Genomic DNA, 26,965 nt, shown 5'->3' on the forward strand with positions numbered 1-26,965 from the left:
GTCAGAGGAGGGTGCCGCCGAGTTCCGAGGTCTTGACGGCCACCAGGACGGCCAGCAGGACGAGCATGGCCGCGGCGGCGCCCGCCTGGACGAGGGCGCGGCGCTCCCTGGGCGCGTGGGCGAACGCCAGGGCGATGGCGCCGCCCGCCAGGAGGCCGCCGACGTGCGCCTGCCACGCGGTGACCCCGGCCGAGACGACCAGCCAGATCAGCGCGAACACGACGAGCCGGTTGGCCTCGTCCATGGGGTGGCCGATCCGGCGCATGAAGATCCAGTAGGCGGCGGTGAGCCCGAAGACCGCCCCCGAGGCGCCGACCGCGTTCATGTCCGGGTCGATGAGGTAGCCGAGCACCGAGCCGCCGAGCGCGCCCAGCAGGTACAGGGCGAGGAAGCGCCACCGGCCGAGCATCTCCTCGGTCGGCCGGCCGAGCCGCCACAGCCACCACAGGTTGAAGACGATGTGGAGGAAGCCGATGCCGCCGTCCGTCGGCGGGAGGTGCAGGAACGCGGAGGTGATCAGCCGGTACGGCTCGCCGTAGGCGACGCCGACGGGCTCGTAAGCCGAGGGCGCCGACGGGTCGAACGTGAACAGCACGCCGTCCGGGCCGACCATTCCGATGCCCAGCGACCCGAACTTGTCGATCAGGTCGTCCTTGGCCAGTTCACCCAGGTACACCAGCACGTTCAAGGCGATCAGCACGTAGGTCACCCAGGGCGTGACCGCGACCTTGCCGCCGAAGACCGTGCGGCCCTGCCGGACGGTCCTGTTGCCCTCGCGCACGCAGTCGACGCACTGCTGGCCCACCGCCGCCGTGCGCATGCAGTCGGGGCAAATGTAGCGGTCGCACCGCGTGCAGCGGACGTACGTCTCGCGCTTGGGGTGCCGGTAGCACGCGGGGGCCTCTTGCCGCTCGCCCTGGGTCGTCGTCATGATCCAACCTCTCCGAAGGCCGGTGATCATACCGGCGCCCGCAGGCGGGTCGCGTCCGGCCGCCGCCCCCGAAACCGGGCGGCCTGAAGTGGCCAGTGGCGGAGCGATGAGTTCTGTCGGTGGCGGGGGTCAGTATCGGCGGTCGAAGCATGCCGGACGGCGCTCGGAGGGAGCAGCCATGAGCGGAGTGCGGGTTCTGGTCGGGACGCGGAAGGGCGCGTTCCTCCTCACCGCGGACGGGGCGCGCAAGGACTGGAAGGTCAGCGGGCCCCATTTCGGCGGCTGGGAGGTCTACCACGTCGCCGGGTCGGCCGCCGACCCGGCGCGGCTGTACGCGTCGCAGTCCACGGGGTGGTTCGGGCAGCTGATCCAGCGGTCCGACGACGGCGGCGAGACGTGGCGGCCGATGGGCGGCGAGTTCGCCTACGAGGGCGTGCCCGGCACGCACCAGTGGTACGACGGCACGCCGAGGCCGTGGGAGTTCAAGCGGGTCTGGCATCTGGAGGCGTCACCCGCCGATCCCGACATCGTGCACGCCGGCGTCGAGGACGCCGCGCTGTTCCGGTCGGCCGACGGCGGCGCGTCCTGGCAGGAGTTGCCGGGGCTGCGCGAGCACGGGTCCGGGCCGTCCTGGCAGCCGGGTGCGGGCGGAATGTGCCTGCACACGATCGTCCGCGACCCCGTCGACGCCGCGCGCATGTACGTCGCCATCTCGGCGGCCGGCGTGTTCCGGACGGACGACGCCGGCAAGACCTGGCGGGCGATCAACCGGGGCCTCCAGTCGGAGGGCATCCCCGACCCGGACGCCGAGGTCGGGCACTGCGTGCACCGCATCGCGATGCACCCGTCGCGTCCCGAGGTGCTGTTCATGCAGAAGCACTGGGACGTCATGCGCAGCGACGACGCGGGCGAGTCGTGGCACGAGATCAGCGGCGACCTGCCGAGCGACTTCGGCTTCCCGATCGCGGTGCACGCCCACGAGCCCGACACGGTGTACGTCGTCCCCATCAAGAGCGACTCCGAGCACTACCCGCCGGAGGGCAGGCTCCGCGTGTACCGGAGCCGCGCCGGCGGCAACGAGTGGGAGCCGCTGACCGCCGGTCTGCCGCAGGAGCACTGCTACGTGAACGTCCTGCGCGACGCGATGGCCGTCGACTCGCTCGATTCCTGCGGGATCTACTTCGGCACGACGGGCGGGCAGGTGTACGCGTCCGCCGACGCCGGCGACACGTGGGAGCCCATCGTCCGCGACCTGCCGGCCGTCCTGTCGGTGGAAGTCCAGACGCTGCCATGATCCGCGTCGTGCTGCCCGCGCACCTGCGGGTGCTGGCCGGGGTGCGGGGCGAGGTGGAACTGGACGTCCCCGCCCCGGTCACGCTGTGCTCCGTCCTGGACGCCCTGGAGGCGCGGTACCCGGTGCTGCGCGGCACCATCCGCGACCGCGCCACCGGCCGCCGCCGCGCCTTCGTCCGCTTCTACGCCTGCGAGGAGGACCTCTCCCACGCCCCACCCGACACCGCGCTCCCCGAACGCGTCACCAGGGGCACCGACCCCTTCATGGTCATCGGCGCCATGGCCGGCGGCTGAACACCAGGGGCCGGACGGCCTGAGGGGCAGGGGCGGCGAACCGCCCCCGCCCCCTTTCGGCTCCGCTAGCAGCGGGTGACCCGGCCCTTCACGATCTTCACGTAGGCGCCCGAGACGTAGTCCTTGGGGCTGCTGTAGCCCATGCGGTACCAGACGCGGGTGTGGCGGACCTTCTGACCGCGCGTCCAGCACTTGATGAAGAACCGCTGGTGCGGCTTCAGCCAGCCGACCCGCTTCGAGTGCGAGGTCGGCCTCGACCGGATCGCGAGCTTGTGGCGGCTGATCACCTTCCCCGTCGCGTACTGGTACGCGGCGGCGGCCGGCGTGCTCGCCCCCTCGGCGGCCGGCGGAGCCGACGCCTGCGCGGCGGGCGCACCGGCGAGGCCGGCGCCCACGGCGCCCGCGAGCAGCAGGGTTGCGAAACTATGGCGCAGTTTCACGAACTCTCCCTTTCAAGAGTGTGTTGACAGGCACGACGGTCCTGCCCCTCTGCAACTGAAAACTAACCCTAAGTAATGACAGTGGACGGCTATGTCGGCTTTAGCCGTTTGCCGTCGCGATCACCTGCGGGCCGCTCGGGCCGACCGTTAACGTTCCGCCCCGAAGATCCGCACATCTCGGCGGGAGCGAGCCGCAGTGAACCTGGACCTGAGCTACGTCCCGACCGCCCGCGAACGCCGCCGCGCCGTGATGTCTCCGTGGTTCGTCCGGCTCCACTACGCCGGGTTGGCAGGCGGCGTCCTCGCCCTCGTGGGCGGCCACGCCCTGTCCGGCGCGGCGGCGCGGCATGGTGAGACGCAGGATGCGGCGGCGCTCGCGATCCTGGGCGGCGTCATTCTCCTGGCCTACCCCGTCATGCTGAGCCTGTGGGCGTTCCACGCCCAGCTCCGGCGGCGGGCGGAGTGGCACGTCCAGCTCACCCCCGCCCACATTCGAGTAGAGGTCGAAGGGATCGTCACGGAGATTCCCTGGGACCGGATGGAGCGAGTGCGGGAGTTGCGCAATCTGTGGGTCCTCAGGGGGCGTTGCTTCTGTGTGGCGCTGCCTAAGCGGGCCGTGCCCGCGGAGAAAGTGGACGAACTGGGGGGCTTCCTCCGCTCGGCGGCCGACGCGGCGTCCCGGTGACAGTCCTGGCCGAACCGGGACGGGAGCCCTGTCCCGGTTCGTGGTGGGCGGTTACAGTGCCCGCGTGCGGGTGGTTGTTACTGGGGCGGCGGGGTTCATCGGGAGCCATGTCGTCGACGCGTTCTCGGACGCGGGGCATGAGGTGCTCGCCGTGGACACGCCGGAGCGGTCGCTGACGCCGGAGGTGGCGGGGCGGACGTGGGCCGAGGTCGCGGCGAGGCCGGGGGTCGTCGCCGTCGACGTCGACCTCGCCGTGGACGATCTGGACGTCGTCGCGGCGGCGGACCTCGTCGTCCATCTGGCGGGGCGGCCGGGCGTGCGCGACTCGTGGGGGCCCGGACGGGCCGTGGTCGAGCGGGACAACGTGGCGGCGACGCGGCGGCTGCTCGCGGCCTGCACCGGCGCCCGGTGCGGGCCGAAGGTCGTGGTCGCGTCGAGTTCGTCGGTGTACGGGTCGGCGGGGCGGCGGCCGAACCGGGAGGACGACCCGCTCAGGCCGGAGAGCCCGTACGCGGTCAGCAAGGTCGAGGTGGAGCGGCTCGCGGGCCTCGCGGCCGGCGACGGCCTCCGGGTCGTGCTGCTCAGGTACTTCTCGGTGTACGGGCCCCGGCAGCGGCCCGACATGGCGTTCAACCGGTTTGTAGAGGCGGCGCTGGACGGGCGCCCGCTGCCGGTGTTCGGCGACGGGCGCAGGTCGCGGAGCTTCACGCATGTCGGCGACGTGGTGTCGGCGACGCTCGCGGCGGCCGCCGCGGACCTGCCGCCCGGTATCGCCATCAATGTCGGACACGGCGAGCACGTCGCGGTGCGGGACGCGATCGCGATGCTGACGGACGCCCTGGGCATCGAGGCGGAGATCCAGCGGGAGACGCCCGTGGCCGGTGACGCCTCCCGGACGTGGGCCGACATCACGCGCGCCCGACGGCTGCTCGGCTGGACGCCCGCGATCGGCCTCCGGGCCGGGCTCGCCGACCAGATCTCCTGGCATCGGGCGCTCCGGACGATGGAGGAGGTGCGAGTCGGGTGAGGCATAGGGCGGCCTATGTCGCGTTCGACCGGTTCCCGTCGAGCAAGGGGTCGGCGGTGCACATCGCGCAGATGGCCGACGAGCTGTTCGCGCACTACGGCGGCGGGCTCCTCGGCGTCATCGGCGGCGGCGACCTGCCCCGCTACCAGCGCGAGGGGACGCGGGAGATCGCGCGGTTCGACGCGCCGATCCCGAACCTCATCGACCGGGCCGAGGCGTTCTCCGGCTGGGTCGCCGACCACCTTGCGCCGCACTGGGAGACCCTGGAGGTCTGCCATGTCCGCGACCCGTGGAGCGCGCTCCCGGCGGTCGCGGACGGACGGCGCCACAGGGTCGTCTACGAGGTCAACGGCCTGCCGTCCATCGAGATGAGCCACACGTGGCCGTGGGCGGCGCCGAGCACGCTCGGCAAGATCCGCGAGCTGGAGCGGTTCTGCCTGGAGCGCAGCGACGCGGTCGTGGTGCCCTCGCGGGTGATCGGCGACGCCGTCCGGGAGCGGGGCGTCCCCGAGGGCAGGATCCACCTGGTGCCGAACGGCGCCGACGTTCCGCGTGAAACCGAACGGCCGGCCGATGCGCCTGAACGGTATGTCGTCTATGTCGGCGCGACGCAGCCGTGGCAGGGCCTGGACGTGCTGATGCGCGCGTTCGCCCGCCTCGCCGACCTCGACGGGCTGCGGCTGGTGGTCTGCGCGTCCGTCCCGGAGCGGCGGGCCAAGCATGTGCGGCGGCTCGCCGAGCGCCTCGGGGTCGCCGAGCGGGTCGACTGGCGGTTCGCGCTGCCGCACCACGAGGTCGCCGCGTGGCTGGCGCACGCGCGGGCGTCCCTCGCCCCGCTGACCGGCTGCGCCCGCAACCTGGACCAGGGCTGCGCGCCGCTGAAGGTGATCGAGTCGATGGCGGCGGGCGTGCCGGTCGTCGCCTCGGACCTGCCGGCGGTCCGCGAGCTGATGGCGGACGGGGTGCACGGGCGGCTCGTCCCGGCCGACCGCCCCGCCGAGCTGGCCCGCGCCGTCCGCATCCTGCTGGAGTACCCGGAGGAGGCCGCCGCGATGGGGCGGAGGGGCCGCGAGCACATCGAGGAGAGCCTGACCTGGGCGCGGTCGCGCGCCCGGCTGGCCGAGGTCTACCGCACGCTCACCGAGGTTCGATAGGTGGTTGGACAGGTGGTACGTCATGTTCTGGCGTAAGCAGAAGGCCGCCATCGAGCGGTTCCATCCGCTGCACAAGGCGCTCACGCTGGAGAAGGGGATCTCGGTCTCACTGCGGCGGGACGACTGGGAACCGGTGATCGCGAGCCTCGCCGGGCACGGCACCGCCGTGAAGCGGCGCAAGTGGCAGCTGCCGAAGCGGGTCCCGGCCGTCCTCGTGCCGCTGCTGCGGGTGCTCGCCGCCGACATGCCGCCGGACGGGGTGCTGTCGGTCGCGGCGGACCTGCGCGGCGGCGACCTGCCCGAGAAGCGCGGGCCGCAGCACGACCTGCCCGTCCAGCGTCCGGTCATCTCGCTGACGCAGTGGTACGCGGTGGACCCGTGGCTGCGGATGCGGGCGGAGCTGCGGGACGGCAGCGTCCTGGAGCTCGCCGTCACCGACCGGATCCGCTACCGCAGGCGCAAGAAGCGCAACCCGCGCGGCAAGCTCAAGGTCAAGACCAAGACGAAGACCACGCAGCTCGTGCGGGTCACGCGGCGGCTGGGCAAGGACGCGGCCGTCCAGCGGCCCGCGGCGCCGCCGCCGCGCTGGGTGCGGGTCCAGGTCAAGCCGGGGAAGCGCATGGTGATCCGGGTCAACGGCAAGCTGCGCGGGGTGCAGGAGGGCAAGGCCATGCTCGACCGGATCCTGGACGTGTCGACGGAGCCGTTCCGGTGGACGCCGCCCGGCACGGCCGCGAGGAGGACGACGTGACCCGCTGCACCGTCACCACCGGATTCTTCGTCCTCGGGCGCTGCGGCCAGGCGGCGGTGGCGTCCTGCCCGCACTGCGCGCGCCCCGTCTGCGCGGAGCACGCCGCCCCGGGCGGGATGTGCCCGGAGTGCGCGGCGGCGCGCGGGTACGGGACGCAGGACCCGCACCACCCGGCGTGGACGGGCGGGTACCGGCGCCACTACTACCAGCGCAGCTCGCAGACCTACAGCGACACCTACTGGTACTCCTCGTTCGACGATTACGACCGGGGCGCTTTCAACCCGGGCGACGACTACTCCTACGGCGGCGACTGGGGGCCGGACGGCGACACCGGCTTCGTGGACAGCTGATGCCTCGCGTCCTGTGGCTCACCGAGCATTACCCGCCGAGCCAGGGCGGCATGGCGCAGTCGTGCGACCGGATCGTGCGGGGGCTGCGCGGCGCGGGCGTCGAGGTGGACGTCGTCCACCTGACCCGCCGGGCCCGCCCGTGGGGGGTGCGGCGCGAGCTCGGCGGGCGGCTGGTGACCGCGCCGCTCGGCGACGACGCCGAGCACGCGCTGCGCCGGCTCTGGACGACGATCACCGCGGAGAACCTCACCGGGTACGGCCATGTCGTGGCGTTCGGCGGCGTGTACGCGATGCTCGCCGCGCCCGTCCTGTCCTCGCTGCTGGACGCACCGCTGGTCACGCTGCTGCGCGGCAACGACATCGACGCCGGCGTGTTCTCGGTGCGGCGGCGCGGCGTGCTGGCGGACGCGCTGCGCGCCTCGTCCCGCGTCTGCGTCGTCGCCCGGTCGCACGCGCCGCTGGTGGCGGCGCTCGCCCCGGACGCGCCGGTGGCGTTCGTCGCGAACAGCGTCGACACGGCGCAGTGGCGGATCCTGCCGTCCGAACGGGCCAAGGGCCGCGCGTGGCGGGCGGAGAACGTCGAGCCGGGCCGCCGGACGATCGGCCTCATCGGGCAGCTCAAGGTCAAGAAGGGCGTCGGCTTCCTGCTGGACGCGCTCGGCGCGTCCGGCCGCACCGGCGCGTTCCACCTGCTGCTGGTCGGCGAGGTCGAGGAGTCCGTGCGGGAGTGGCTCGCCGGGCACGACGTCCCGCACTCGTTCCTGCCGTTCATGGAGCGCTACGACCTGCCGGCCGTCTATGCGGGCTGCGACCTCGTGGCCCTGCCGTCGTTCTACGACGGGATGCCGAACGTGGCGCTGGAGGCGGCGGCGCTGGGCGTCCCGCTGATCGCGTCGGACGGCGGCGGGCTCGCCGACCTCGTCGACGACGAGATCGGGTTCACCTTCCCCGCCGGGGACGCGCACGGGTGCCGCGCGGCGCTCGACCGGGCCGCGCGGGCGGGCGCGGAGGAGCTGGCGAAGCTCGGCGCGGCGGGCGCGGAGCGGATCCGGCGCGACTTCACCCCGGCGGCCGAGACCGCCGGGTACCTGGCCGTCCTCGACGCGGCCCGGTGATCGTCTGCTACGCGGCCGGGGAGGGGCTCGGCCATCTGACACGGCTCCGGTCGGCTCTGCCCACGCTCGCGATGGACGGGCCGGTGACCGTGGTGACCGGGTCGCGCTTCGCCGGTGACCCGCGCGTCACGGGCGGCTGGGACGTCGTGGAGAGCGCGGCGGGCCTCGTCCCGGACGAAGTGATCGTGGACGCGTTCCCCGCCGGCCTCAAGGGCGAACTGACCCGCTTCCCGCCCGGGACGAGGGTCACGCACCTGGCCCGGCTGCTGCGCTGGGACGTGTACCGGCCGCTGCTGCCCGCCGACCCGCCGCACTTCGACCGCACGTTCGTCCTGGAGCCGCTGGACCCTGCCCATGAGACCTACCTGCACGACGTGTCGGACGAGGTCACACCCCTGACGCTGACCGATCCCCCATCGGAGCCGGTCGACGTCGACGGCTGGCTCATCGTCCACAGCGGGCCCGACCTGGAGACACTGGAACTCGTCTCCTACGCGCAGGACATGGCGTCCGCCGAAGGGGTGAGCCCACCCATCACGCTGGTGTCGCCCCAAAGGCCGCATGGCCTTCCCCCGGGCGTCGCCCACCTCGACATCTACCCGGCTTACACGCCGGGCCCGAATGTCGAGCGCATCATCACCGCGGCGGGGTTCAACGCCGTCCGCCAGTACGCGCCCTGGCGCGAACGGCACCGGATGCTGCCGTTCCCGCGCAGCCTGGACGACCAGTTCGCGCGCGCCGCCCGCGCCAGACGCGAAACCGGCGCTACACGGGCAACGTGAGGTCGAACTCGATCTCGACGTCGTCGGCGAGCCGCAGCGCGCCGAAGAACGCCGAGTACGGCTTGATGCCCCAGCGTGACTGCGTCACCGTGGCACCGCCCCGCACGCGATCACCGTCCAGGGCGGCGCGGATCCGCACCGGTTTCGTCCGGCCCATGATCGTCAGGTCGCCCTCGACGGCGTCGTCCCCGACCGCCGTGGAGACGAAGGTGATCTGCGGATACCTCCCGGTGTCGAGGATCTTGCGCAGGTTCTTCGTGATGTCGGCGCGGTCCCCGTCGGACAGCGGCAGCGCGCCGCCGGTGCCCTCCCGGACCTCCAGCCCGTCCACCTCGACCGCGACCTCGGCGGACGACTCCTCCAGCGGCTCGCGGGCCGTGACCGACGCCGACCACCGGGTGGCCTCGATGGTGAGGTCGTGCCCCGCCCGCCGGCCGAGCCCGCTGCGGCCCGTGCGGAGCAGCAGCCGCCCATTGTCCGGTCCCAGCTGAAACGTTCCCTCCATGCCTCCCACCCTGCCACCCGCACGGCCGGAAGGCGCCCGCGCCCCCCGCTCCCGCCTAGACGCACTTCACCTTCGGCTGGGAGCGGTACTCGGTGTGGAACTTCTCTCTGCGCACCTTGCGTCCGCCGGCGTACAGCGTCCGCCAGACGTCGATCGCGAAGCCCTTCCGGCCCGCCATCGGGACGCACGTGCGGCCGTGGCCGACGCCCGTCCGGTAGGGGGTGAACCCGTACCGCTTGGACGTCCGCGACCGCACCTCGTACTTGCGCTCGCCCCACAGGGTCACCGTCAGCGACGACCCCGTGTAGGCCGCCTGGATGCGGACCGGAGCGCCGGTGTCGTTCTTCCAGGTGAAGTCGAGCTGCGGATAGGAGACCGCGGCCTCGCGGCCCTCCGGGTACTCCGGCATCCACATGGTGTGCGCGCGCGACTTCCGGATGTCCAGCCCGGCCCGGAACACCGCGTTGAACAGCGTCGTCGAGACCTGGCAGATGCCGCCGCCCACGTCCTTCACCAGCCGCGCCCCCATGATCGCGGGTGCGGGCACGTACCCGCGGCTTCTGGTCCGCGGCCCGACGACGTCGTTGAACGAGAACGTCGCTCCTGGCTCGACGATGTTCCCGTCCAGGATCCGGGCCGCGAGCTCGATGTTGCGGACGCGCGGCTCACCCGGCTGGAAACGCGTGGTGTAGCTGCTCATCGGCCGCTGCCGCGCCGCGTCCGGCCGCTCCGGGACGGGCCGACCGGGGGCGGCCCCCTCGGGGACGGCCAGCGCCGCCGACGCCCCCTGCTCGCGCGGAACCTCCAGGTAGGCGCCGAGCAGCAGCCCGGTCGTCGCGAGGGTCCCCGCCACGATCGGCCACCACTGCCGGACGTACTGCCCGAGCTGCGGCTGGCGGCGCGTCCGGCGGTTCGGCCGCCGGCCCCGCCGCTCGCTCGGCTGATCGCTCGGTCGCTCGTCCGGCCGATCGCTCGGCCGGCGGCTGCGCCGACATCGGCCCGGCCGGGTCCGTCCCACGGCTCACACCCCCCTAGGTCCCACCGGGATCCTCACGGACCCTGCCGTGCCTCCGGGGACGACTCCCACGCCTTTACGCGAAGAAGACCGGCACACCACCAACCGGGGTACCGGCCTTGACCCGCGGGCCCCCGGTCACCCGGTCACGCGGTAACCCGGTCACACGGTCACACGGCGGCCGCGGGGCGGAACACCGCGAGCGCGCCGGTGTGCTTGCCGAACCGGATCGCCGCCGGCAGCGCGGAGACCTCGCCGTCGCGGGCGAGCCGCAGCCCGCCGTCCGGGGAGACGATCTCCAGTCCGCTCGTCCGCCACTCCCGGTAGCCGGGCGTGACGTGCAGGTGCCCGGCGAGGACCGCGGCGACCGCGCGGGCGCGCGGGACGCGGCGCCCGGTGACGACCATCCGGACGTCGAGCCGCCCGTCGTCCAGCCGGCCGCGCCAGGTCGGGGCGGCGCCCCGCGACCCGAACACGCCGTTGCCGACGAACGCCAGCCACACCCGCAGGGGACGGCCGTCCACCCGCAGGTCGACCGGCTCGGAGTGCCGCAGCGTGCGGATCGCGGCGACCGCGAGCGCCGGCCACTTCCCGATCCGCCTCTCCAGCCGCTCGCGCCGGTCGACCAGCTCGGTGTAGGCGCCGAAGCTCGCCGTGTTGAGGAAGAGCCGCTCCTCGTCCCGGCCGGCGCCGGCGTGCACGGGCACGACGTAGGACACGTCCACCCGGCCGAGCCGGCCGCTCCGGTAGGCGCTGATCGCGTCGGCGGCCGACTCCACGCCGAGCGCGCGGGCGAAGTGGTCGAACGTCCCGCCGGGGACGACCAGGAGCGGGACGTCGTGGTCCAGGGCGGCCCGCGCCGCCGCGTTCACGCTGCCGTCGCCGCCGACGACCGCCAGCACGTCGGCGCGTCCGGCGGCCTCGTCGAAGACCTTGGCGACGTCGCCGTCGGGGTCCAGCCGGACGATCTCCGCGGCGGGCAGCTCGCGTTCGAGCAGGCCGAGCGTCGCCTCCGGGCTGCCCGGCAGCGAGATCCCGGCGGGCGCCGCGCCCCCGGCGCCGGAGCGGGTGTTGACGACCACGACGAGGCCGCGGCCGTCCTCGGCGACCTTCGCCGGCTCGTCGGCCGGCCCGACGCGGGCCACCGGCGGGCGCGCCGGCCACACCATCCGCGTCCCGATCCCGGCGAGCGCGCCGATCCCGAGCCCGGCGAGGACGTCGCCCGGGTAGTGGGCGCCGGTGTAGACGCGGGAGAACGCCACCGCGGCGGCCGTCGCCGCGACCGGCACCGCCACCCGGCGCGGCGCCTCCAGCGCGACACCGGTCGCGAACGCCGCCGCGGACGCCGAATGGCCGGACGGGAACGCGTGCGAGGTCGGCAGCTTCCAGCGGATCCGGATCGGCGGCACGAGGTCCACGACGGGGCGCTTGCGGCGGAACGCCTGCTTGCCGATGAGGTTCACCGTCGGGCTCGCCACCGCGATCGCGATCGAGCCGCGCAGCGCCGCGCGCCGCAGCCGGGGGCGTCCGGTCAGGCCCATCACTCCGGCCGAGGTGAACCAGAGCACGCCGCGGTCGGCGATCCGGGAGAGCCGCGGCAGGACGTACTCGAGCCCGCGCAGCCGCGCCGCCGCCACCCGGTCGAACGCCCACCGGTCGGCGCGCCCGAGCCTGCGCAGCAGCCGCGACCGGGGCGCCGGCACCGGCTCGCGGCGGCGGGGGATGACGAATCGTGACGGCACGGTGATGCTCCGTGAGTGGTTGACCCGCATGTCCGGGGTATCCCCTGGGACGCCGACATGATTCCGTAAAGATCTCAAATCGGGGGTCACATGCGGGCGAACGTCACTCTCGACTCACCGACTGCAATAGGCTTCGCGACATGAGTCACCCGGAACGGCTCGGTTCCCCGGGTGGCGAGTCGGTCGACACGATCGCGGAGCCTTTCCACGTGAACGGGACCCTGGCCGACTACGCCGCACGACACGGGCTGAGGCAGAGCGCTGCGCGCCCCCCGCTGCGCAAGTACATCCAGGATGTGTGGGCTCGCCGGAACTTCATCTGGGCGTTCGCATCCGCCAAGAACATCTCGATGTACACCGACTCGCGGCTCGGGCAGGTATGGCAGCTGCTGACACCGCTGCTCAACGCGGCGGTGTACTACCTGATCTTCGGCCTGCTGCTGAACACCAGCCGCGGCGTACCGGACTTCATCCCGTTCCTGGTGACCGGCGTCTTCCTCTTCGGCTTCACGCAGCGGTCGGTCACGGCGGGCGCCAAGTCGGTCGGCGACAACCTCTCGCTGATCCGGGCGCTGCACTTCCCGCGCGCCACGCTCCCGCTGGCGATCGCCGTCGTGGAGCTCCAGCAGCTGCTGCTCGCGCTGGTCGTGCTGTTCGCGATCGTGTTCGCGTTCGGTGAGCCGGTCAGCTTCAACATGCTGCTGTTCGTGCCCGTGGTGGCGCTGCAGCTCATGTTCAACGTCGGCATCAGCATGGTGATGGCGCGGCTCGGCGCGTTCAACCGCGACATCACCCAGCTGCTGCCGTTCGTCATGCGGACGTGGCTCTACATGTCCGGCGTCATCTTCAGCCTTCCGGCGCTGATGAAGTCGGGCAGCAGGCTCGCCGAGTACCCGATCCTGGGCGAGCTGCTGAAGGCGAACCCGGCGTACGTGTACGTCGAGCTGAGCCGGCACGTCCTTCTGGGCGAGTACCGTGAGCACGTCCAGAAGGGCGGGGTCGCCTCGACAGGCCAGCTCTGGTTGTACGCCGTCGTCTGGGCAGCGGTGATGCTGGTCGGCGGATTCATGTACTTCTACCGTGCCGAGGAGCGATACGGCCGTGGCTGACACGAAGGTGCGCATGGACCCTGCTGCGAACCCCGTGCAGATCGACCCGTCCAGGGAGCCGATCGTCGTCGTGGACGACCTGCACATCGTCTACCGCGTGTACGGCGCCGGCGGGAAGGGCAACGCCGCGTCGGCGTTCTCGCGCGTCCTGCGGCGCCAGCACCGTCCCTCGATGACCGAGGTCCACGCCATCAAGGGCCTGTCGTTCGTCGCCTACCGGGGCGAGGCCGTCGGGATCATCGGCACCAACGGGTCCGGCAAGTCGACGCTGCTGAAGGCGATCGCCGGGCTGCTGCCCCCGCACCGCGGCGGCGTCTACACCAACGGCCAGCCGTCCCTGCTGGGCGTGAACGCCGCCCTGATGAAGGACCTCACCGGCGAGCGCAACATCGTCCTCGGCTGCCTGGCCATGGGCATGTCCCCGGCGGAGACCAAGTCCAAGTACCAGGAGATCGTGAACTTCGCCGGGCTCAAGGAGGGGTTCATCCAGTACCCGATGCGGACGTACTCGTCCGGCATGGGGGCCCGGCTCCGGTTCGCGATCGCGGCCGCCAAGACCCACGATGTGCTGCTGATCGACGAGGCCCTCGCCACCGGCGACGCCAAGTTCCGGCGCAAGTCCAAGGCCCGGATCGACGAGCTGCGCAAGGACGCCGGCGCGGTGTTCCTCGTCGCCCACCAGCTCGACACGGTCAAGGACATGTGCGACCGCGTCATCTGGATCGACGAGGGCCGCATGCACATGGACGGCGACCCCGAAGAGGTCATCGCCGCCTACACCGAGGCCACCGGCAAGTAGCGGGCGCGCGGCAAGGAGCCGGCAAGCGGCGCGCAGCGGGCGCGCGGTAACGCGGGAGTGCCGCCGGGGCTGCCGTTTCCGGTGGGGTCAGAGTGACGCAGAGTTACCGGATCGTCTCTGGATGAGACGTCCTCGCCGATCTACCTTCGAGGGGAGACCTTCAGCGGCGAGGGAGACCCCCCATGGCCGAGCGGCTGAGCAGACGCGGATTCCTGTCCTCCACGGCCCTCGCGGCGGGCGCCTACGGCGTCCTGGCGGGATGCGCCAGTGAGTCCAGCGGCCCGCAGGCGAAGAGCACCGGGAACGCCCCGAAGGAGGTGTTCACCGCCCCCGCGAAGAAGCTGAGCGGCTCGCTCAGCATCCTGATGTGGAGCCACTTCGTGCCCCGGCACGACAAGTGGTTCGACGCGTTCGTCTCCGACTGGGGCAAGAAGGTCGGGGTGGACGTCCGGGTCGACCACATCAACACCGTCGACGTCCCGCGCCGGGCCGCCTCGGAGATCCAGGCGGGGCGCGGCCACGACCTCATCCAGCACATCGCGCCGTTCTCGCAGTACGAGCCGTCCGTCCTCGACATGGCGGACGTGGTGCAGGAGGCGAACCGGCGCTGGGGGCAGCAACTGGAGCTGTGCCGCAAGTCGAGCTACAACCCCAACACGAAGAAGTTCTACGCGTACTGCCCAGGCTGGGCGCCCGACCCGGGCGACTACCGCAAGTCGATGTGGCAGAAGGTCGGCATGCCGAACGGCCCGTCGAGCTGGGACGACCTGCTGCGCGGCGCCTCGGAGATCAAGAAGCAGACCGGGGTGCCGTGCGGGATCGGGCTGTCCCCCGAGACCGACTCCAACATGGCGGCGCGGGCGCTGCTGTGGTCGTTCGGCGGGTCCGTCCAGGACCAGAACGAGCGGGTCGTGCTCGACTCGGACGCGACCGTCGCGGCCGTGGAGTACATGGCGCGGCTGTTCCAGGGCGCGGAGACCAGCGAGGTGTTCTCCTGGACGCCGGCGTCCAACAACCAGGCGCTCATCGCCGGCAAGTCGTCCTACATCCTGAACTCGATCTCGGCGTGGCGCACCGCGATGGGCACCAACCGGGCGATCGGCGACGACATCTTCTTCGTGCCCGCGCTGCGCGGACCGAAGGCGGCGATGGCGGCGCAGCACGTCATCCAGCAGTGGATCGTGCCGAAGTACGCGGGGAACGCGGACGCGGCGAAGGAGTTCCTGCTGCACTACACGGCGAACTTCGCGTCCGCGTCGTACTACTCGGAGATGTACGACCTGCCGGGCTGGCCGTCGATCGTCCCGCAGCTGAACGGCTGGCTGGACAGCGACCCCTGGGGCGCGAAGCCGGCGAACAAGCTGTCGCTGCTGAAGACGGCGACGTCGTGGAGCGCGAACATCGGGTATCCGGGGCCGTCCAACCCGGCGATCGGGGAGATCTTCAACACCAACGTGCTGCCGACGATGTTCGGGCGCGCCGCCCGCGGCCAGACGTCCCCGAAGCAGGCGGTCGCCGAGGCGCGGAGCCGCGTCGACAAGATCTTCGAGAACTGGCGCGGCCGCGGTCTCGTGGGCGGCTGAGCCCATGAAGACCGTCGAGGTGAAGGGGCTCGTCAAGAGCTTCGACGGGCACGTGCGGGCCCGGCGCGGGCGGGCGGAGCACGTGCGGGCGCTGGACGGCGTCGATCTCGCGGCCGAGCCCGGCGAGTACCTGGTGCTGCTCGGGCCGTCCGGGTGCGGGAAGACGACGCTGCTGCGCACGATCGCGGGCCTGGAGCAGCCCACGGAGGGCGAGGTGCTGATCGACGGGAACGTCGTGAACGGGCTCCCGCCGAGGGTGCGGCAGATCGCGATGGTGTTCCAGTCGTACGCGCTGTACCCGCACAAGACGGTGCTCGACAACATCGTCTTCCCGCTGCGGGCGGAGGGCATGGCCCGGGACGAGCGGGAGAAGAAGGCGCGCTGGGCGGCGGAGCTGCTGGAGATCGAGCCGCTGCTGCGCCGCAAGCCGCGCCAGCTGTCGGGTGGCGAGCGGCAGCGGGTGGCGCTGGCGCGGGCGCTGGTGCGCGACCCCGCGGTGTTCCTGCTGGACGAGCCGCTGTCCAACCTCGACGCGAAGATGCGCGCGACGGCGCGGGACGAGCTGAAGCGCTTCCAGGAGCGCGTCGGCACCACCACCATCTACGTCACCCACGACCAGGCGGAGGCGATGGGGCTCGGCGACCGGATCGCGGTGCTGGAGCACGGCCGCGTCCGCCAGGTCGGGACGCCGCAGGAGGTGTACGACGACCCGTCCGACACGTTCGTGGCGACGTTCATCGGGTCGCCGCCGATGAACCTGGTCAAGCGCGGCGACGTGCTGGTGGGGTTCCGCCCCGAGCACCTGCTGCCGGCCGAGAACGTCGTGTCGCCGGAACGGGTGACGATGCCGCTGCGGGTGGAGCGGATGGAGTACCTGTCCGGCGACCGGCACGTGTACGGGACGGTGACCGGGATCGGCGAGGAGACCCGCGTCATCGCCCGGCTGCCCGCCACGGTGAGCACGCCCATCGCGGCCGGGGAGACGCACGAGTTCGCGGTGCCGGCGGAGCGGTTCCGGTTCTTCGACGCCGCGGCCGGCACCCGCCGGGCCGCCGTCCCGACTGGGGGGCCCGGGGGTCGCCCCCCGGAAGGGCGGGGCCGATGACGCAGGCGCCGGCGGCGCCGAAGGCCGCCACCGAGACCCGGCCGGCGAAGGCGGGCCTCGCCGACCGGGACGGGTTCCTCGCCTGGGCGATGCTGCTGCCGTCGGTGGTCTACATCATCGCGCTGGTCGGCGTCCCGTTCCTGCTCGCCATCGCGTTCGCGTTCTCGGACGTGACGACCGGCGACCCGTCCTTCGACTGGGTCGGGTTCCAGAACTTCGACGCGGTGTTCGCGGACGGGGTGTTCTGGCGGGCGCTCCGCAACACGCTGGTCTTCACGCTGGTGAGCATGGTGCTGATCGTCCTGTTCGGGAAGATCCTCGCCAACATCCTGGTCGCCGACTTCCGCGGCAAGTGGTTCGTCCGGTTCCTGGTGCTGCTGCCGTGGACGACGCCGGTGGCGCTGTCGACGATCTCCTGGCTGTGGTTCCTCGACTCGATCTACTCCCCGGTCGACTGGGTGCTGCGCCACCTCGGGCTGATCGACGCGAACATCGTGTGGCTCGGGCAGCCGGGCACCGCGATGGCGTCGGTGATCGCCGTGCAGACGTGGCGGCTGACCCCGCTCGCCGCCGTGATCGTCATGGCCGGCCTCGTCGCGATCCCCCGCGACATCGACGAGGCCGCGCGGATCGACGGCGCCGGGTTCTGGCGGCGGATGTTCGAGGTGACGATCCCGCTGACGCTGCCGGTGATCGCGGTGGCCGGGCTGTTCGGCGCGATCATGACGTTCACCGACATGACCGTCCCGTACGTGCTGACGCGCGGCGGCCCCACCCACGCGACGGACGTCCTCGCCTCGTGGGCGTACTTCCGCGGCATCGAGGGCGGCGACGTCGGCCAGGGCGCGGCGATCGCGCTGTTCCTGTTCCCGCTGCTGCTCGCCGGCGCGATCGCGATCCTGCGCGCCGTCCGACGTCTGGAGGCCGGGTGAGTACCGAGGTCGCGGTGAGTACCGAGGTCGCGGCGCTGCGGCGGAAGTACGCGCGCCGGCATGCGGCGGCGCGGTGCGGGGTGTACGCGGCGGCGGTCCTGTCGGCGCTGGTGTGCGCGCTGCCGTTCCTGTGGAGCGTGATCAGCGCGTTCAAGCAGAACCAGGACCTCTACAACCCCGAGAGCAACCCGTTCTTCTTCAACAAGCCGGCGACGCCCGACCACGTGACGTTCCTGTTCACCGACACGCCGTTCCTGACGTTCGTGGTCAACACGCTGATCGTCGGCGCGGCGGTGGTGGCGGTCACGCTGGTGCTCGCGCTGCCCGCCGCGTACTCGCTGGCGCGGCTGGACCGGCCGTGGGGCACGCCGATGGGCATCGCGATCTTCATGGTGTACCTGGTGCCGCCGTCGCTGCTGTTCCTGTCGCTGACCCGCGTCGTCGTGGCGCTGCACCTGGAGGACACGCTCTGGTCGATGATCGTCGTGTACCCGACGATCACGGTCCCGGTGTCGGTGTGGCTGCTGATCGGGTTCCTGAAGGCCGTCCCGAAGGACGTCGAGGAGCAGGCCATGGTGGACGGCTACAGCCGCCTCGGCGCGTTCCTGCGGACCGTCCTGCCGCTGGTGTTCCCGGGCATCGTCGCGGTGGTCGTGTTCAGCTTCACGCTCACCTCCAGCGAGTTCGTGTACGCGCTGGCGTTCGTGTCGGCGAGCCCCGAGATGGTGGTCAGCACGGGTGTGCCGACGCAGCTCGTCCGCGGGGACGTGTTCTTCTGGCAGTCGCTCCAGGCGTCGACCGTGATCACCGCGGTGCCGATCGCGTTCCTGTTCAACCTGTTCCTGGACCGTTTCGTCACCGGGTTCACGATGGGCGCGGTCAAGACCTGATCACCCTGGTAGAGATGGAGGAAACGCACATCCTGATGTAGGAGGTCGCCATGGCCAGGCCGCCGCTTCCGAGCGAGTACCTGCCCGAAGTACCCTCGTTCACCGTCACCAGCGAGGACGTCGCCGAGGGCGAGCGCCTCGCCGACAGGCACGTGTTCAACGACTGGGGGTTCGGCGGCGGCAACGAGTCCCCGCAGCTGAGCTGGTCGGGGTTCCCCGCCGAGACCAAGAGCTTCGCGGTGACCTGCTACGACCCGGACGCGCCGACCGGCAGCGGTTTCTGGCACTGGTCGCTGTTCGACATCCCGGCGACCGTGACCGAGCTGCCCGCCGGCGCCGGCACCGAGGACTCCAAGATCGGCGTGCACGCCCGCAACGACTACGGCGTGAAGGCGTTCGGCGGCGCCGCCCCGCCGCCCGGCGACCCGCACCGCTACGTGTTCACCGTCCACGCGCTGGACGTGGAGTCGCTCGGGCTCGGCTCCGACACGTCCCCGGCCGTCGTCGGCTTCAACATCACGGCGCACACGCTGGCCCGCGCGGTGATCGTCCCCGTCTACGGGTCCTGACGGTCCGGAGAGGCCGCCCCGGACGCGCCCGGGGCGGCCTCAGCCGGCGCCGGCGAGGACGTCGCCGACGGCGGTGCGCCGGTAGAGGACCGACCGCCCGCTGCGCTCGCGCGTGACGAGGCCCGCCCCGCGCAGCACCGCGAGATGGTCGCCGACCCCGCCAATGCTCATCCGGAGGTGGGCGCTCAGCCAGGTCGTCGTGGCGGGTTCGGCGAGGAGGCGCAGCAGTTCGGCGCGCGTGCGGCCGATCAGCCGGTCCAGGGCGGCGTCGTCGCGCGGCGGGCGGCTCTCCCAGAGGGCCGCCACTCCCCTCGCCCGGTACATGAGCGTGTGCGGCCAGCCCTGTTCGAGCGCCGTGGCGAGCTCGGTGAAGACCACGGGCACGAAGGTGAGCCCGGCGCCGCCGAGGCGGTAGGTGCCGTCGGCGCGGATGTCGGCCTCGATGACGCCGTCCCGCCAGCGCACCTGCCGGGACAGGCCGTCGAGGGCCGCGGCCCAGCCGTAGGCGGCGAGCCGCCCGGCGCGGTGGACGATGTCGCGCTCCAGGATCGACCGCACCACCGGCCAGTCCGGCTCCAGCAGGGCGCGCCAGGCGGTCTCCAGGCCGGCGGCGAGCCGGTCGACCATGTCGGGCGCGTCCAGGACGTCGCGGATCTCCGCGGCCGGTTCCGGCATCCCGGCGAGGTTGCGGGCGATCTCCCGGCGGGCCTGGTCGAGCGGCGTCGCCCGGACGGTCGCGAGCTGCTCGGCGACCGTGAGGTTCGGCCGGGCGGGCGGCGGGACGACGAAGTCGGCCATGTACCCGACGTGCGGGCGGCGCAGGTGGGCCAGCGCGCGGACGGCGGGGTCGCCCGCGATCGCGCGGTAGGCGGGCCGGGCGCGGGCGACCCACGGGCCGAGCGGCCCGGCCGGCATCCGGCCGGAGACCAGGCCGAGCGCGCTGGCCACCTCGATCAGGGGCGCGATGCCGAACCGGCTCGCCGCGAGGTCGCCCGGTCCCACCACGATGCGGTACATGTTTCGTTCCTCCGCGAAACATTGTCCCGGACGGAGGGCGCCGCCGCACAGTCGGCGTCATGACAGCATCACTCGCAACGCCCGCGCGCTACCGCGACGCCTTCGGCGTCCCCGAGTTCCGGACGCTGTTCTCCCTGCAGACGCTGCAGGTGGGCGGGGACTCCGTCCGGACGATCGCACTCTCGGTCCAGACGTACCGGCTGACGGGGTCGTCCATGGCGGCGGCGCTCGTCTTCGCCGCCGGGATGCTCCCGTACGTGATCGGCGGCGCCCTGCTGCTGTCGCTCGCCGACCGGCTGCCGGCCCGGCGGCTGCTGACCGGCTACCACCTGCTGCGCTTCGCGGTCACGGCGGTGCTGGCCGCGGGCGGGCTGCCGCTGCCGGCGGTGCTGGGGCTGCTCGTCGCGGTGGGGCTGTTCGCGCCGGTCGGCGGCGCCACCGTCCAGGCGCGGCTGCCCGTCCTGCTGCCCGGGGACGGCTACGTGCTCGGGCGCTCCCTGTTCACGATGACCACCGCGGGCGCCCAGATCGCCGGGCAGGCGGCGGGCGGGCTGCTGCTGGCGGCGCTCAGCCCGGCCGGGGCGCTGTGGCTGGCGGCGGCGGGGGCGGCGCTGGCCGCGGTGCTGGCGCACGTCCGCCTGCCGGACGTCCCGCCGGCGGTGCACGCGTCGTCCGGGGTGGCGCGCGAAACGCTGCGGATCAACCGGCTGCTGCTGGGCCGCCGCACGACGCGCGGCCTGCTGCTCGCCGCGTGGCTGCCGATCTCGCTGTCGGTCGGCGCCGAGGGGCTGGCCGTCCCCTACGCGGCCGCCTCGGGGAGTCCGAACGCGGCGGGGGTGCTGCTGTCCGCCGCGGCGGCCGGGATGTTCGCGGGCAACGTCGCGGCGGGCCGCTGGATCCCGCCGGCGGCGCGGGAGCGGCTCACGCTGCCGCTGGCCATGCTGACCGGCGCTCCCCTGCTGCTGTTCGCGTTCGAGCCGGGACTGCCGGCGGCCTGCGCGCTCATGGCGGCGGGGACGTCCGGGCTGGGGTACGAGCTGACCGTCCAGCGGCGGCTGGTGGACGCGGTGCCGGCGGAGATCCGCGGGCAGGCGCTCGGCCTGTCCAACAGCGGGCTCATGACGGGCCAGGCCGCCGGCATCGGCGCCGCCGGCGCGCTGGGCGAGTTCCTCGCGCCCGGCCGCGTCATGGCGCTGTGCGGTGCCGCGACGCTCGCGGCGTGCCTCTTCCTGGTCCGCCACCTGCGGTGACGTGCGGCGTGTCCGCGGGAAGGCCCGGCGGACACGCCGCGACGACGCCCGTCACGGGGCGGTGCCCGTCTCAGATGCTCACTTCTGCCAGGGGAAGCGGTCGGCGAAGGCGGGCTTCAGGTCGTCCAGCCAGACCGCGTTCGGGTCGTACTGGGCGAAGAACGGCTTGCCGACCAGGTCGGCGTCGCGGCACTGGATGAAGTGCAGCGCGAAGACCTTCTGGTCGAGCAGGTCGACGACGCCGTCCACGCAGACCTTGCCGGGGGTCGCCGACATGGACGGGCCCCGGACGGTCCGGGAGAGGCCGGAGACGCTCTTGTAGGCGTCCCGGAAGACCTCGTACGCCTTGGCCAGCGGGACCGCGAAGTAGTCCTGCGGCCCGGTGTCCCGCTCGATGAACATGTAGTACGGGACGAGGCCCATCCGCGTCTGGACACGCCACATGGCCTCCCATGTCGCGGCGTCGTCGTTGATCGTGCGGATCAGCGGGGCCTGGGTGCGGATGATCGCGCCGGTGTCGCGGATGCGCCGGCACGCCTCGGTGACCATCAGCGGCTCGAGCTCGCGCGGGTGCGAGAAGTGCGCCATGAACGCGAGGTTCTTGCCCGACTCCACGACCTGCTCGAACAGGCGGAGCATGTCGTCGGCGTCCGGGTCGGTGACGAACTTCTGCGGCCAGTAGGCCAGCGACTTGGTCCCGATCCGGATGGACTCGAGCTGCTCCAGGTCGAGCAGCGGCTCGACGTAGCGGCGCAGCACCGGCTCGCCCATGATCATGGCGTCGCCGCCGGTGAACAGGACGCTGGTCACCTCCGGGTGGGCGAGGATGTAGTCGCGCAGCTGGGTGACGTCGTCGCCGGCCATCTTCAGGTCGGCCTCGCCGACGAACTGGGCCCAGCGGAAGCAGTACGTGCAGTACGCGTGGCAGGTCTGCCCCTGCTTGGGGAAGTACAGCACGGTCTCGTCGTACTTGTGCTGCATCCCGGGGATCTTCCCGTCGCCGAAGGACGGGATGTTGAGCTCCATCTGGCCGGCGGGGTGCGGGTTCAGCTTCATCCGCACGTGGTGGGCGGCAGCCTCGACCTCGGCCTTCGGGGCGTCGCGGCGGAGCAGGTCCGACAGGTGGGCGACGTCCTCGGCGGGGAGCATGTCCTCCTGGGGGAAGACGAGCCGGTAGATCGGGTCGTCGGGCGCGGCCGTCCAGTCGATGAGCTCCTCGATGACGTAGGCGTTCGTCCGGAACGGCAGGACCGTCGCCACCGCCCTGGTCGCGAGCCGCTGGTCGGGCGACAGCCCGGCGCGAGCGGTGAGCTCGTCCAGGTGCTTCGCCGTGAAGGCGCGGAACTTGCGACCGGTGGATCGCATCGCGGGAGCCGCGTCGTTCACCAGTGTCACGTGTTGGTACTCCTTGCTGTCAGCGGGGAAGCGCCCCCGGCGCGTCGTCACGGACGGTGATCAGAAGTTCCAGGGACACCCCCATTCAACCCTTTGGGACGGGTTCATGCCGAATTGATACCCCGCACCCGGCGCGGGCAAATGCTGGTCAACGACGATCCAGACAAATCGCCTCGACATCATCGTTGACGGCCCGTCCCTTGTACAACGACTACGGGACGTCAACTTCTCCGTCAGCGCGCGGTGAAGTCCGCCTCACCGACGCTGCCAGCGGTTTCACGGGAACCCGCGCCCCCGGGCCCCGGATTCGGCGATCTTGGTCGATACTGGGCGGGGCGGGCAGGACCGAGCGGCGTGACCGGCGCGCGACAGGGCGCGGCGCGATCAGGCGGCGTGAGGGGGGCCGGTGGACTCAGACGGACGGGACGGGCCTGGCGCCGTCCCCTTGCGCATGGTCGTCCTGGCGGTGATCGCGGCGATCACCTACGCGACGTTCCTGCTGGAGAACGTCCTCAGCCCCAAGCTCGACTTCTTCAACGGCTACGTCAGCGAGCTGTCGGCGTCCGACCAGCCGTTCCACCTCGTCTACAGCGGCGGCGACTTCGTCACCGGGGTGCTGTCGATCATGGTGGCCGCCGGGACGCTCCGCAAGCTGACCCGCAAGCCCCTCGCCACGGCCGGCTGGACGTTCCTCGGGCTGTTCGGGGTGTGCGCGATCGGCGACGCGTCCTTCCCGCTGGACTGCGCCCCCAGCCTGGAGACGTGGTGCGCGCTGCGGGAGCGCTCCGAGCACGTGTCGTTCTCCCACGAGTTCCACTCGGTGACCAGCAGCGCCGTGATCGTCTGCGGGGTCGGCGCGCTGCTGTTCCTGTCGCTCGCCGCCCGCCGGTACGGGTGGTGGCCGGCGCTCGCCCGCTGGGGCTGGCTGCTGGCGCTCGCCGAGTCGGTGTCCGCGCTGAGCACCCTGGTCGCGATGTACCTCGGGCAGTGGCTCGGGGTCGTCCAGCGCGTGCAGATCAGCATCCTGTGCCTGGGGCTGCTCGTCATCGCCTGGGCCCTGTACGCCGACCGGCGGGACGCGGCCCGCGCCGCGCGGGGCGCCGCGGCGGCGAAGGAGGGGGCGGCCCTGTGACCCGGAGGCTGGAGGACGGTGGCGGCGCCGGTGGCGGCGGCGAGATCGTCAACGCCGGTCGCGAGCAGGTGCACGTGGTCGAGTCCGGCCCGCCGGACGGGCCGCCGCTGCTGCTGAGCTCCGGGCTCGGCGGCGCCTGGTTCGACTGGGCGCCGACCGTCGCGCTGCTGCGCGGCGCGCACCGGGTCACGGTGTTCGACCGTCCCGGCCTCGGGCTCAGCCCGGCCGGCGTCGCGCCGCCGTCGCTGCGCCGCGACACCGCGATCCTGCGGGCGCTGGCGGCGCGGGCGCGGCGGCCGGTGACCGTCCTCGCGCACTCGATGGCCGCGTTCCACGCCGAGGCGCTGGCCAGGGTGAGCCCCGGCCTCGTCCGCGGCCTGGTGCTGGTCGACCCGAGCTTCGAGCACGACGCCCGCGTGCGGGTGCGGGCCGCCGCCGCGCTCACCCCGCTCGCCACCGCGTTCGGCGCGTTCCTCGGCGCGACCCGGCTGGCGAAGACCGCCGGGCCCTTCGGCCGGCGGACGGTCCTCCGGCACACGAGCCGCCGCGACGAGGCCGTCCCGGACGGCGTCGTCCGCTCGGTGTACGGGCGCGGAACGGTCATCGGCACCGTGATCGCGGAGGACCTGGCCTACCGGGAGATGGCCGCCGACCTGGCGCGGCTGCGCGAGCGGCGCCCGTTCCCGGCCGTCCCGCTGGTCGTCCTGACCGCGCTCGGCGACATGGCGGACCCCGCCCGGCGCCGCGCCTGGGCGCGGGGCCACGAGCGCCTCGCCGCGATGAGCCCGCACGGGAGCCGGATCGAGCTGCCGGACGCGCTGCACATGGTCCCGCTCGACCGCCCCGACGCGGTGGCCGACGCGGTCGCGGACGCGCACCGGATGGAGGAGTCCGCATGAGGAGGATCCCGGTTCTGGCGCTGGCCGTCCTGCTGGCCCTGACCATGTCGGGCTGCAAGGTGATGCAGCGGATCTCCGAGGGCGCGTACCGCAACGCCGTCACCGACGGGGTCGTGGACGAGCTGAAGGTCCGCGGCATCGAGCTGCGGGAGCGGCCCCTCTGCAAGAGCCCGGCGGCCACCGCGGAGTCCGTGGTCAGGGTGGACTGCACGGCCCGGACGCGGTCCGGGGAGCCGGTCACCGTGGAGGGCGTCGCGTTCGACGCCGACACCGACCGCCCCCGGGAGACCTACGTCGTCACCGTCGGCGGCCGGGAGGTCCTCCGCAAGGACTGCCTCGGCCTCGGCTGCGAGCACCGGAACGCCTAGCCCGGCAACGAATCCGCCTACGGAACGGAAAAACACACCACCCAGTGCATATGACTCCGTACTGTCGGTGACGTAGCGGGTGTGAAGATGAGTCGCAAGAAGGCCCTGATCCTCGGATCGGCCGCGCTGCTCGTGCTCGTCGTGGCCGGCGGCGCCGCGTTCCTCGCGCTGTCGGGCGGCAAGGAGCTCAAGTACAAGACGCAGGCGGCCCTGCGCAAGGCGCTGCCGGTGACCGCCGCCGCCGAGCTGCACCAGCGCGGCGTCCAGCTCTCGGCGCCGCTGAAGTGCGCGGACATGCCCGGCTGGACGAAGGAGCGGCTGCGCGTCTCCTGCACCGGCACCACCTCCGACAACAAGCCGGTCGAGGTGCTCGGCAGCGGCGAGACGAAGACGGCCACGGCCGCCTACACGATCCTCGTGAGCGGCCGACCGGTCGTGGAGAACGCCTCCTGCCTGGGCGCCGACTGCCGCTCGCAGGAGGCCGGCGGCCGGGGGTGATGATCGCCACTCCGGGCGGGCACCGTCCAGGCAGGTGAAGGGACGCCATACGATGCGATGAGCTGCACTTCTCGCGGCGCACCGCATTCTCCCTTCATCCTCCTGGAGCTGCCATGACCGGCACGGGCGAGCCGTCGCGTGCCGTCGCGCCCCGCCGCGTGCCGCCGCGTCCGCTCCCGGTCGCGGTGGACACGATGGGCGGCGACCACGCCCCGGAGGAGATCGTCGCGGGCGCGGTGGACGCCGTCCGCGAGCACGACGTCCGGCTCGTCCTGGTCGGAAAGGCCGCCCGGATCCGGCGGGAGCTGGACCGCTACGGCTATGTCGGCAAGATCCCGATCGTGCACGCCGACGAGGCGCTCGACATGGGCGAGGGCGCGCTCGCGAGCTGGCGCAAGCCCCGCTCGTCCATCGCGATCGCCTGCCATCTGATCAAGCAGGGGCGGGCGTCGGCGCTGGTGTCGGCGGGCAGCACCGCCGGGGTGGTGGCGACGTCGCGGCTGCGGCTGAAGGGCCAGCAGGGCGTGATGCGGCCCGCGATCGCGGTGACGCTGCCGACGCGCCCGCGCCCCACGATCCTGCTGGACGCGGGCGCCACCGCCGACGTCAAGGCGGAGACGCTCGTCCAGTTCGCGGCGCTCGGCACCGCGTACGCGCAGATCCTGCTCGGCCCGGACCGCCCCACCGTGGGGCTGCTCAACATCGGCGCCGAGGCCGGCAAGGGCAACAAGCTCGCCAAGCGGGCCCACGAGCTGCTCGCGGGCGGCAACCACGGCATCGAGTTCGCCGGGAACGTCGAGGGCCACGACCTGCTGAGCGGGCGGGTCGACGTCATCGTCACCGACGGGTTCACCGGCAACATCGCGCTGAAGACGATGGAGGGGACGATCGGCGCCGCGTTCACCGAGATCCGCGACGCGATGACGGCGAGCCCGGCCGCCCGGATGGGCGCGCTCCTGCAGCGCCGCCGCCTCCAGGACCTCCGCGACCGCCTCGACCCCGACACCTACGGCGGCGGCGTCCTGCTCGGGCTGAACGGGACCGTGGTCATCGCGCACGGCGCGTCCCACGCCCGCGCGATCAGCTCGGCGTGCGAGCTGGCGCACCGGCTGGCGGCGGGACGGATCGTCGAGCGGATCCGCGAGCAGGTCGCGGCGACCCGCACGTCCCGGTTCGGCCGCTGGACGCACGGGGAGCGCGACGGCCGGGAGAGCCCCGAACGGGCCGAGGGCGCGGCGAAGCCGCCCGCGGAGACCCCGCCGCCGCCGAGGGAGCCCGCCGGCGACACCGTCCCCGACCGCAAAGAGCCGCCCGCCGTGCCGTAGGGCGCGGAAA

At 72.7% G+C, this 26,965-nt stretch carries 29 protein-coding genes; 22 read left to right on the top strand and 7 right to left on the bottom strand.

Annotated features, from left to right (window positions below; genetic code table 11):
* Position 1 precedes the first annotated feature (1 nt).
* Entirely contained in the window at positions 2-931 is a 930-nt protein-coding gene (locus ABFX46_RS07445) for a rhomboid family intramembrane serine protease (RefSeq protein ID WP_346040584.1), read from the bottom strand.
* 178 nt (positions 932-1,109) lie between these two features.
* Between ABFX46_RS07445 and ABFX46_RS07450 the strand changes: the two genes are divergently transcribed.
* Positions 1,110-2,225 (top strand): WD40/YVTN/BNR-like repeat-containing protein, encoded by a 1,116-nt coding sequence (locus ABFX46_RS07450; RefSeq protein ID WP_346040585.1) that lies wholly within the window; start codon positions 1,110-1,112, stop codon positions 2,223-2,225.
* A complete protein-coding gene (locus tag ABFX46_RS07455; RefSeq protein ID WP_346040586.1) occupies positions 2,222-2,518 on the top strand; it encodes a MoaD/ThiS family protein in 297 nt (98 codons plus the stop codon). Before ABFX46_RS07450 ends, ABFX46_RS07455 begins: the two co-directional genes overlap by 4 nt.
* 65 nt (positions 2,519-2,583) lie before the next feature.
* Here the strand turns inward: ABFX46_RS07455 and ABFX46_RS07460 are convergent, their stop codons facing one another.
* Complete coding sequence (locus tag ABFX46_RS07460; RefSeq protein ID WP_346040587.1) at positions 2,584-2,958, bottom strand: hypothetical protein; 375 nt, start codon at positions 2,956-2,958, stop codon at positions 2,584-2,586.
* Between the two features lie 196 nt (positions 2,959-3,154).
* Between ABFX46_RS07460 and ABFX46_RS07465 the strand changes: the two genes are divergently transcribed.
* The 7 genes from ABFX46_RS07465 to ABFX46_RS07495 all read left to right on the top strand — a co-directional run bounded on the left by ABFX46_RS07465 (position 3,155) and on the right by ABFX46_RS07495 (position 8,822).
* Entirely contained in the window at positions 3,155-3,643 is a 489-nt protein-coding gene (locus ABFX46_RS07465) for a YcxB family protein (RefSeq protein ID WP_346040588.1), read from the top strand.
* A gap of 64 nt (positions 3,644-3,707) precedes the next feature.
* Positions 3,708-4,670 (top strand): NAD-dependent epimerase/dehydratase family protein, encoded by a 963-nt coding sequence (locus ABFX46_RS07470; protein WP_346040589.1) that lies wholly within the window; start codon positions 3,708-3,710, stop codon positions 4,668-4,670.
* Positions 4,667-5,824 (top strand): glycosyltransferase, encoded by a 1,158-nt coding sequence (locus ABFX46_RS07475; protein ID WP_346040590.1) that lies wholly within the window; start codon positions 4,667-4,669, stop codon positions 5,822-5,824. Before ABFX46_RS07470 ends, ABFX46_RS07475 begins: the two co-directional genes overlap by 4 nt.
* Positions 5,825-5,846: 22 nt before the next feature.
* Positions 5,847-6,575 carry a hypothetical protein gene (locus ABFX46_RS07480; RefSeq protein ID WP_346040591.1) on the top strand — a complete coding sequence of 243 codons (729 nt, stop codon included), beginning with the start codon at positions 5,847-5,849 and terminating at the stop codon, positions 6,573-6,575.
* Complete coding sequence (locus ABFX46_RS07485; protein ID WP_346040592.1) at positions 6,572-6,925, top strand: hypothetical protein; 354 nt, start codon at positions 6,572-6,574, stop codon at positions 6,923-6,925. The genes ABFX46_RS07480 and ABFX46_RS07485 overlap by 4 nt, the downstream gene beginning before the upstream one ends.
* Complete coding sequence (locus ABFX46_RS07490) at positions 6,925-8,040, top strand: glycosyltransferase family 4 protein (RefSeq protein WP_346040593.1); 1,116 nt, start codon at positions 6,925-6,927, stop codon at positions 8,038-8,040. Before ABFX46_RS07485 ends, ABFX46_RS07490 begins: the two co-directional genes overlap by 1 nt.
* On the top strand, positions 8,037-8,822 hold the full coding sequence (locus ABFX46_RS07495; RefSeq protein ID WP_346040594.1) for a hypothetical protein: 786 nt from the start codon (positions 8,037-8,039) through the stop codon (positions 8,820-8,822). Before ABFX46_RS07490 ends, ABFX46_RS07495 begins: the two co-directional genes overlap by 4 nt.
* On the opposite strand, the gene ABFX46_RS07500 is transcribed toward ABFX46_RS07495, so the two are convergent.
* The 3 genes from ABFX46_RS07500 to ABFX46_RS07510 form a co-directional block, all read right to left on the bottom strand.
* A complete protein-coding gene (locus tag ABFX46_RS07500) occupies positions 8,806-9,327 on the bottom strand; it encodes a YceI family protein (protein WP_346040595.1) in 522 nt (173 codons plus the stop codon). The genes ABFX46_RS07495 and ABFX46_RS07500 overlap by 17 nt on opposite strands.
* A gap of 55 nt (positions 9,328-9,382) precedes the next feature.
* Entirely contained in the window at positions 9,383-10,180 is a 798-nt protein-coding gene (locus ABFX46_RS07505; protein ID WP_346040596.1) for a VanW family protein, read from the bottom strand.
* A gap of 332 nt (positions 10,181-10,512) precedes the next feature.
* Positions 10,513-12,084 (bottom strand): bifunctional phosphatase PAP2/diacylglycerol kinase family protein, encoded by a 1,572-nt coding sequence (locus tag ABFX46_RS07510; RefSeq protein ID WP_346040597.1) that lies wholly within the window; start codon positions 12,082-12,084, stop codon positions 10,513-10,515.
* Positions 12,085-12,224: 140 nt separating this feature from the next.
* Between ABFX46_RS07510 and ABFX46_RS07515 the strand changes: the two genes are divergently transcribed.
* From ABFX46_RS07515 to ABFX46_RS07545, 7 genes are all read left to right on the top strand, one after another.
* A complete protein-coding gene (locus tag ABFX46_RS07515) occupies positions 12,225-13,193 on the top strand; it encodes an ABC transporter permease (protein WP_346040598.1) in 969 nt (322 codons plus the stop codon).
* 13 nt (positions 13,194-13,206) lie between these two features.
* On the top strand, positions 13,207-13,992 hold the full coding sequence (locus ABFX46_RS07520; protein WP_346040701.1) for an ABC transporter ATP-binding protein: 786 nt from the start codon (positions 13,207-13,209) through the stop codon (positions 13,990-13,992).
* A 182-nt stretch (positions 13,993-14,174) separates the two neighbouring features.
* The gene (locus tag ABFX46_RS07525; RefSeq protein WP_346040599.1) at positions 14,175-15,575 is read left to right on the top strand and encodes an ABC transporter substrate-binding protein; all 1,401 of its coding nucleotides are present in this window, start codon (positions 14,175-14,177) and stop codon (positions 15,573-15,575) included.
* A 4-nt stretch (positions 15,576-15,579) separates the two neighbouring features.
* Positions 15,580-16,680, top strand: a complete 1,101-nt coding sequence (locus ABFX46_RS07530) for an ABC transporter ATP-binding protein (protein ID WP_346040600.1) — start codon at positions 15,580-15,582, stop codon at positions 16,678-16,680.
* Positions 16,677-17,612, top strand: a complete 936-nt coding sequence (locus ABFX46_RS07535; protein ID WP_346040601.1) for a carbohydrate ABC transporter permease — start codon at positions 16,677-16,679, stop codon at positions 17,610-17,612. Before ABFX46_RS07530 ends, ABFX46_RS07535 begins: the two co-directional genes overlap by 4 nt.
* Positions 17,609-18,502, top strand: a complete 894-nt coding sequence (locus tag ABFX46_RS07540; RefSeq protein ID WP_346040602.1) for a carbohydrate ABC transporter permease — start codon at positions 17,609-17,611, stop codon at positions 18,500-18,502. Before ABFX46_RS07535 ends, ABFX46_RS07540 begins: the two co-directional genes overlap by 4 nt.
* A gap of 50 nt (positions 18,503-18,552) precedes the next feature.
* Entirely contained in the window at positions 18,553-19,071 is a 519-nt protein-coding gene (locus ABFX46_RS07545; RefSeq protein WP_346040603.1) for a YbhB/YbcL family Raf kinase inhibitor-like protein, read from the top strand.
* A 39-nt stretch (positions 19,072-19,110) separates the two neighbouring features.
* Here the strand turns inward: ABFX46_RS07545 and ABFX46_RS07550 are convergent, their stop codons facing one another.
* Positions 19,111-20,088 carry an ArsR/SmtB family transcription factor gene (locus ABFX46_RS07550; RefSeq protein WP_346040604.1) on the bottom strand — a complete coding sequence of 326 codons (978 nt, stop codon included), beginning with the start codon at positions 20,086-20,088 and terminating at the stop codon, positions 19,111-19,113.
* Positions 20,089-20,147: 59 nt separating this feature from the next.
* Between ABFX46_RS07550 and ABFX46_RS07555 the strand changes: the two genes are divergently transcribed.
* Entirely contained in the window at positions 20,148-21,338 is a 1,191-nt protein-coding gene (locus ABFX46_RS07555; RefSeq protein WP_346040605.1) for an MFS transporter, read from the top strand.
* 78 nt (positions 21,339-21,416) lie between these two features.
* Here the strand turns inward: ABFX46_RS07555 and ABFX46_RS07560 are convergent, their stop codons facing one another.
* Positions 21,417-22,733 carry a KamA family radical SAM protein gene (locus ABFX46_RS07560; RefSeq protein WP_346040606.1) on the bottom strand — a complete coding sequence of 439 codons (1,317 nt, stop codon included), beginning with the start codon at positions 22,731-22,733 and terminating at the stop codon, positions 21,417-21,419.
* Between the two features lie 406 nt (positions 22,734-23,139).
* On the opposite strand from ABFX46_RS07560, the gene ABFX46_RS07565 reads away from it, so the two are divergent.
* The 5 genes from ABFX46_RS07565 to plsX all read left to right on the top strand — a co-directional run bounded on the left by ABFX46_RS07565 (position 23,140) and on the right by plsX (position 26,955).
* On the top strand, positions 23,140-23,865 hold the full coding sequence (locus ABFX46_RS07565; protein ID WP_346040607.1) for a DUF998 domain-containing protein: 726 nt from the start codon (positions 23,140-23,142) through the stop codon (positions 23,863-23,865).
* Positions 23,862-24,764: an alpha/beta fold hydrolase gene (locus tag ABFX46_RS07570; RefSeq protein ID WP_346040608.1), complete on the top strand. Its 903-nt coding sequence runs from the start codon at positions 23,862-23,864 to the stop codon at positions 24,762-24,764. Before ABFX46_RS07565 ends, ABFX46_RS07570 begins: the two co-directional genes overlap by 4 nt.
* Complete coding sequence (locus ABFX46_RS07575) at positions 24,761-25,132, top strand: hypothetical protein (protein WP_346040609.1); 372 nt, start codon at positions 24,761-24,763, stop codon at positions 25,130-25,132. Before ABFX46_RS07570 ends, ABFX46_RS07575 begins: the two co-directional genes overlap by 4 nt.
* Before the next feature lie 87 nt (positions 25,133-25,219).
* Entirely contained in the window at positions 25,220-25,630 is a 411-nt protein-coding gene (locus ABFX46_RS07580; protein ID WP_346040610.1) for a hypothetical protein, read from the top strand.
* 113 nt (positions 25,631-25,743) lie between these two features.
* A complete protein-coding gene (gene plsX, locus ABFX46_RS07585) occupies positions 25,744-26,955 on the top strand; it encodes a phosphate acyltransferase PlsX (protein ID WP_428831217.1) in 1,212 nt (403 codons plus the stop codon).
* Positions 26,956-26,965: the final 10 nt, after the last annotated feature.

The sequence above is a fragment of the Actinomadura chokoriensis genome (genome assembly GCF_039529475.1).
GTDB classification, from domain to species: domain Bacteria; phylum Actinomycetota; class Actinomycetes; order Streptosporangiales; family Streptosporangiaceae; genus Spirillospora; species Spirillospora bangladeshensis.